Source organism: Bradyrhizobium sp. (genome assembly GCF_049581145.1).
Lineage (GTDB): Bacteria > Pseudomonadota > Alphaproteobacteria > Rhizobiales > Xanthobacteraceae > Bradyrhizobium.
In genome coordinates, this window is sequence record NZ_JBAURI010000729.1 from 1 (window position 1) to 5,721 (window position 5,721).

At 62.7% G+C, this 5,721-nt stretch carries 5 protein-coding genes and 1 pseudogene; 3 read left to right on the top strand and 3 right to left on the bottom strand.

Annotated features, from left to right (window positions below):
- The 3 genes from dnaN to rpsT form a co-directional block, all read right to left on the bottom strand.
- Positions 1-643 (bottom strand): DNA polymerase III subunit beta (gene dnaN, locus WCB02_RS23770; RefSeq protein ID WP_423961992.1); only part of this gene is annotated, 643 nt, incomplete at its 3' end.
- 318 nt (positions 644-961) lie between these two features.
- Positions 962-2,392, bottom strand: coding sequence for a chromosomal replication initiator protein DnaA (dnaA, locus tag WCB02_RS23775; protein ID WP_423961997.1), 1,431 nt, complete (start codon positions 2,390-2,392; stop codon positions 962-964).
- A 1,245-nt stretch (positions 2,393-3,637) separates the two neighbouring features.
- A complete protein-coding gene (gene rpsT / locus WCB02_RS23780) occupies positions 3,638-3,904 on the bottom strand; it encodes a 30S ribosomal protein S20 (RefSeq protein ID WP_423961999.1) in 267 nt (88 codons plus the stop codon).
- A 368-nt stretch (positions 3,905-4,272) separates the two neighbouring features.
- On the opposite strand from rpsT, the gene WCB02_RS23785 reads away from it, so the two are divergent.
- From WCB02_RS23785 to WCB02_RS23795, 3 genes and pseudogenes are all read left to right on the top strand, one after another.
- Entirely contained in the window at positions 4,273-4,590 is a 318-nt protein-coding gene (locus tag WCB02_RS23785) for a hypothetical protein (RefSeq protein WP_423961994.1), read from the top strand.
- Positions 4,591-4,707: 117 nt separating this feature from the next.
- The gene (msrA, locus tag WCB02_RS23790; RefSeq protein ID WP_423961996.1) at positions 4,708-5,364 is read left to right on the top strand and encodes a peptide-methionine (S)-S-oxide reductase MsrA; all 657 of its coding nucleotides are present in this window, start codon (positions 4,708-4,710) and stop codon (positions 5,362-5,364) included.
- Between the two features lie 158 nt (positions 5,365-5,522).
- Positions 5,523-5,721: pseudogene (locus tag WCB02_RS23795) on the top strand (polysaccharide biosynthesis/export family protein); the annotation flags it as partial.

Below are 5,721 nucleotides of genomic sequence, written 5' to 3' on the forward strand. Positions count from 1 at the left end.
CGATTAGGCGCAGCACTTCGCCGACGGTCTTGCGCGGCACGATCACGCCGGGCATGCCGGTCGCGCCTTGCGGCAACGGCAGATCGACCTGTGCGAGGCGATGCCCGTCGGTCGCGACCGCGCGCAACGTCGGCGCCTTGGCGGTGCCGGCCGCATGCAGATAGATTCCATTCAGGTAATAGCGGGTTTCTTCCGTCGAGATCGCGAATTGGGTGCGATCGATCAGCCGTTTCAGATCGGCAGCCGTAAGCGTGAAGGAATGCGTCATGTCGCCGGCGGCGAGGTCGGGGAAATCGCTTTCCGGCAGCGTCTGCAGGGTGAAGCGCGAGCGGCCGGCCCGGATCGCCAGCACCGAACGGTCGCCGTCGCCCTCCAGTACGATCTGCGCGCCGTCAGGCAGTTTGCGCACGATGTCGTAGAACATGTGCGCGGGCACCGTGGTGGACCCACCGCCGGCTCCGGTCTCGGCAGCCAGCGTTTCCGTCACCTCGAGATCGAGGTCGGTCGCCTTCAGCGACAGCTGGGCGTTCTCGGCGCGAAGCAGCACGTTGCCGAGAATCGGAATGGTGTTGCGGCGCTCGACCACGCGGTGGACGTGCCCCAGCGACTTGAGAAGTTGCGCGCGTTCGACGGTGACCTTCATTGCAATATCCGCCCGATCCAACAAAGCATGTCCTGGGAATGCCGGGCGGCTGATGAGCGCCACGGCCTTGGCACCCGGTAGGCCACGGGCCTTCGGGGGACCGTAAGGTGGCGCGGATGGGCCGCAAGTTCAAGGGATCGGGCGCCGTTTCCCACGTTTTGGCAGGACGTCGGCCGCTTTCTCCGCAGGTCGCGCCGCAGGGGGGAGGGGGCACGCGGGCTTCTGGGCTGGTTCCCGCCCGTGGTCCCAGCGGACCACGGGCGCTGCGAAAACCGCCTATGCCTCGCGCCGACGGCGAACGCGGCCAAAGCGAACCGCTTACTCCTGCAACTGCCGCTTCAAGAGCTCGACCTCTTCGGACAGAGCGGTGTCCTTGGCGACCAGCGCTTCGATCTTGCGAACGGCATGCAGGACGGTGGTGTGGTCGCGCCCGCCAAAGCGGCGGCCGATCTCCGGCAGCGAGCGCAGTGTCAGCGTCTTGGCCAGATACATCGCCACCTGGCGCGGCCGCACCACGTTCGCGGTGCGGCGCGAGGACAAGAGATCGGAGCGGCTGACGTTATATTGCCGGGCCACCACGCGCTGGATGTCCTCGATCTTGATCCGCTTCGGCTCTTGCGGACGGATCAGGTCGCGCACCTCATGCTCGGCCATTTCCAGCGTCACCGGCTGGGCGTTGAGCTTGGAATGCGCCAGCAGCCGGTTGATGGCGCCCTCGAGGTCGCGGCCGTTATGGGTGATGGCGCGCGCGAGATAATCGAGCACCGGCTCCGGTACGTCGAAGCTCGCATGATGCGTGCGGGCTGCCGCGACGCGCGATTTGAGAATGCCGAGCCGCAGCTCCTCGCCGAGCGAGGCCATCTCGACCACGAGGCCGCCGGCGAGTCGCGAACGCACCCGGTCGTCGAGGCTTTCGAGGTCCGAAGGCGGCCGGTCGGCCGCAATCACGACCTGGCGTCCGGCGTCGATCAGCGCATTCAACGTGTGGCAGAACTCGGCCTGCGTCGACTTGCCCTGCAGGAACTGCAGATCGTCGATAACCAGCACGTCGATGCCGCGCAGCGCTTCCTTGAAGGCCAGGGCGGTCTGCGTCTTCAGCGCCGCGACGAAGCCATACATGAATTTTTCTGCCGTGAGATAGAGCACCTTGCGCTCGCTGCCGGCATTGCCTGCCCAGGTCACGGCCTGCAGCAGGTGGGTTTTGCCAAGTCCGACGCCAGCGTGGATGTACAGCGGATTGAACATCACAGGATCGCCGCGCCGCCCCTCCGCAACCTGACGCGCGGCAGCGTGGGCCAGCGTGTTGGAGCGGCCGACGACGAAGCTTGCAAAGGTCAGCCGCGGATCGAGCGGCGAGCCGCCGAGCGCGTCATGGTTTGCGGACACCGGCGCGGTCGCGGTCGAGCGCAACTCGACGGTGGTACGGCCATCGCTGCGCGGGACCTGGCGCGTCTCGACTTGCGGGGCGGCCTCCTTCGCGGGCGTTACCGCTCGGATGGCCGTGCGCACGGTGAGATCGATGCGATGCACCTCAGGCATTTCGGCTTGCCAGCAGGACAGCACGCGCTCGGCATAATGCGCCTGGATCCAGCTCTTCAGAAATCGCGTGGGAACCGAGAGACGAACGCTTTCATCCTGGACGCCTTCGAGGTCCATGCGTGCAAACCAGCTCGTATAGACATCCTCGCCGACGGTCGAGCGAAGACGACCTTTGACGCGTGACCAGCGGTCCTGTTCCGATTTTTCCATATTTGTCATTGCCTGCAAACTTTTCCAAACGAGTAACCAACGAGTTCGCGAATCGCCGATACAGATTTCCTGCTACGGCGCGACCTCAAGCGGATTCTCCGCTCCAGACACGACTCTCCGTTCGGCGAAGACGCCGCGGTCAGATCAACGGTGATTGGAGCAAGAATTTCCCGGCGAGGTCAGCGCGTACTCGACGGATTTTCCGGAATACGCGTCGGAGGACCCAGGCTGTCGCTGGAAGCGTCTGAAATGGAGTGATCGAAAGATGGCAGTCGATTAGAGAACCGATTAGAGAACCGATTAGAGAACGCGATGTTTCCGCAAATGATGTTTCCGTAAACCATGCAACAACCCTCCCCGCCTCATCGTGATCGCTCACGACAAGCTGTCCGCTCACCCGTGTTCCAAGGACAGCCGCGTCAGGACATGATCGGTCCATCCGCTGAGCTGCTTCGCCCATCCAAGTTACCCGCCAGGCTGGCCTTCGCCGCTCTTGGCCGGATGACTGGCGCCCGTTATCTCTCTTTCAAAGCGAACGAGACCTGCGGCCTCGCCGGAGAAATTTGGACGCAAGTACTCGTTACCCCTATCGCTATGGGTCTCGATCCGACCAATGCTTGAAAAGCGTCGCCAACGCGCACACCGCCGCCGATTTGCACGTCCGTCCCGTTTCTAAAACCGCGCTGGTCTATAGATCGTGGACGCTGCGAGCGATCTAAGGAATACACGATGCATGATTTCTCGCAATCCATTTGATGCCGGGGGCGAAGCGAGCACCTGTCGCACTCGCGACGTGGCCGTGGCTGCTTCGAAAGCAAGTTTTTGAATCACTGCGAGGAATCACGCATGTCATAAATCTCATCGCGCTCGCAAAAAATTTTCATAAAATATTTACGTTCGCTTGCGCGGCAGCGGATTTTCAAAGTGCTTGGCGACGCTATGCGGGTAAGTGACTAGCGAAACGATGTTTTTCGCGATTGCTTTTGCAGGGTAACTCCCGCTCATGCCGCGCAGGAGCTATTCCACGCGACGTGCATGCTCAAGTGCACCATACAGTATGTTCGCGGTTTTGGATGCGGTTGTTTCAGGTGCGGCATAACTGCACCAAGTAAAAATACGGGAGTAGGAGACTTGCATCCGCCGCAGTCCGCTGAACAATGCGATGATAGACGAAGAAAAAGCCCGACACAAAAAAAAGCCCGGCGACGCCGGGCTCCAGAGAGAAGCATTTCGCTTGCGTTCAGTTCAATGCGCAAGCTTCGCGATCTGATGAGTGAGCCGCGATACTTTCCGGCTAGCGCTGTTCTTGTGTACGATGTTGCACTGCGCGGCGCGCATCAGCTCGGGCTCGGCGTGAACCATCGCCTTCAGTGCAGCGGCGCGGTCGCCACGCTTGATTGCGTCCTCGACGGAGCGGACAGCGCCGCGCATCTGCGTGCGGCGCGACTTGTTGATCAGAGTGCGACGGGCAATCTTGCGCGTCGCTTTCTTGGCGGAAGTCGTATTGGCCATCGTCTCAAATATCCCTTGGCGGTAACCGCTCGCTGTTGATCGCAGATAAGCGCGCCGCATGCATGAACACGTGGTCGACGCCGCTGGTATTTCGAATTGGTCTTTGAGAATGTCGGTGCCGTGAGCCAGGCTCGTATGCTCACAGCTCGAAAGCCGGCGCCGCTCAAAGAACAGCGGCGGCGGGATTGCGCCCACCGCCAGTCGCGCCCTTATAGAGCGGTGGCTTTGCAGCGTCAACGCCTTCGGTTGCGCCTGTGTGGCCGCATCCTGCCTGCAAAAGGTCGATAAGTGACTGACGAGGTTGAATTTCCGCTGACGGCCCGGTAAGGGCTGACGGCGGCTTTGGGGCGCGACAGATAGGGTGACGCATGATCCGCGGTTTTTTCCGACTTGTGGGGCTGTTGCTGCTGGCCGGCGGTTTCATCTTCATGGTCTATGACGGCGCGCGCTGGGTCGCCGATCAGAGCCTGCGGTTCACCCAGTTCGGGCAGTTCTGGAACGACGTCAATCAATCCAGCCAGCAGACGTTTCACGCGTGGCTGGAGAGCAACGCGCCGTGGGTTTGGACCGGCATCGTGAAGGTTCTGCTCGAGCAACCGGTGTTCGCCGTGCTGGGCGTACTTGGCATTCTCCTGATGCTGCTGTTCAGGCCGCGCAAGCCCTTGATCGGCTATTCGCGGGATTGATCCGCCGGCGCGCGGAACCGGCGAAAACGGGGCTGCCTCGCGCGGCGAGAAGCCCTATATAGGGCTAACCGGCAAGGTCGATTTCACCCCGGCCTGTTCGCCGCCCGGAGCAAATCGATGTTGTTCATGCGCAAGACCACCGCATTGCCGAGCGCAGCCGAGGCGCTGCCGGGCCGTGCGACGCCAATTCCGACCGCAGCGACACATTTCGTCAACGGCCGCAACTTGCAGCCGCCCCATCCGGCAGGTCTCGCGCAGGCCATGTTCGGCCTCGGCTGCTTCTGGGGCGCCGAACGCAAGCTCTGGGAGCTCGGCAACGGCATCCATGTCACCGCGGTCGGCTATGCCGGCGGTCACACGGCAAACCCGACCTATGAAGAGGTCTGCTCGGGACTTACCGGTCACACCGAAGCGGTGCTCGTGGTGTTCGATCCCAACGCGGTCAGCTATGACCGGCTCTTGAAGACGTTCTGGGAGAGCCACAACCCGACGCAGGGCATGCGTCAGGGCAACGATGTCGGCACGCAGTATCGAAGCGCCATCTACACGATTGACGAGAGACAGCGCGAAGCGGCCGAAGCGTCCAGGGTTGCGTATCAGAAGGCGCTGTCGGCCAAGGGGCTCGGCGCCATCACCACCGAGATCGCGCCCGCGGGCGAGTTCTACTTCGCCGAGGACTATCATCAGCAGTATCTCGCCAAGAATCCGGGCGGCTATTGCGGCCTCGGCGGCACCGGCGTGTCGTGCCCGATCGGGATTGTGGTCAGCGCCTGATCGTCGCGTCGCTCCGTCGCCGAAGCCGCGGGCGCGAGGCAATTTCTTACCTTTCGTTCGGGCTGCCGAAACCCGCCGTTAACCATAACAGGGGCAAGACTGGGGGCAATCTCCGCTTGAAACGGATGGCTCCAGTGTGGGTTTTGCGCGCGTTCCGATTGCTGATCATTGCTGCCCTGATGGCGTTCGCGTCCGCCCTCGCAGGCTGCATGCAGACGACGGGTCCCGTCGCGCTGGCGCAGCCGCGGAGCGATCTGGACGCGATGGCCTATGGCCAGCCCACAGCCTATGACGCCACGCCGCAACCGGACGGCGGAGGCGCGATCGCCGCGCTGCGCAACGCGCTCGGCGCGGCGC

Excerpts from the sequence above, each read along its gene's own strand:
- dnaA (WP_423961997.1), bottom strand. The coding sequence starts at position 2,392 with ATGGAAAAATCGGAACAGGACCGCTGGTCACGCGTCAAAGGTCGTCTT.
- rpsT (WP_423961999.1), bottom strand. The coding sequence starts at position 3,904 with ATGGCCAATACGACTTCCGCCAAGAAAGCGACGCGCAAGATTGCCCGT.
- WCB02_RS23785 (WP_423961994.1), top strand. The coding sequence starts at position 4,273 with ATGATCCGCGGTTTTTTCCGACTTGTGGGGCTGTTGCTGCTGGCCGGC.
- msrA (WP_423961996.1), top strand. The coding sequence starts at position 4,708 with ATGTTGTTCATGCGCAAGACCACCGCATTGCCGAGCGCAGCCGAGGCG.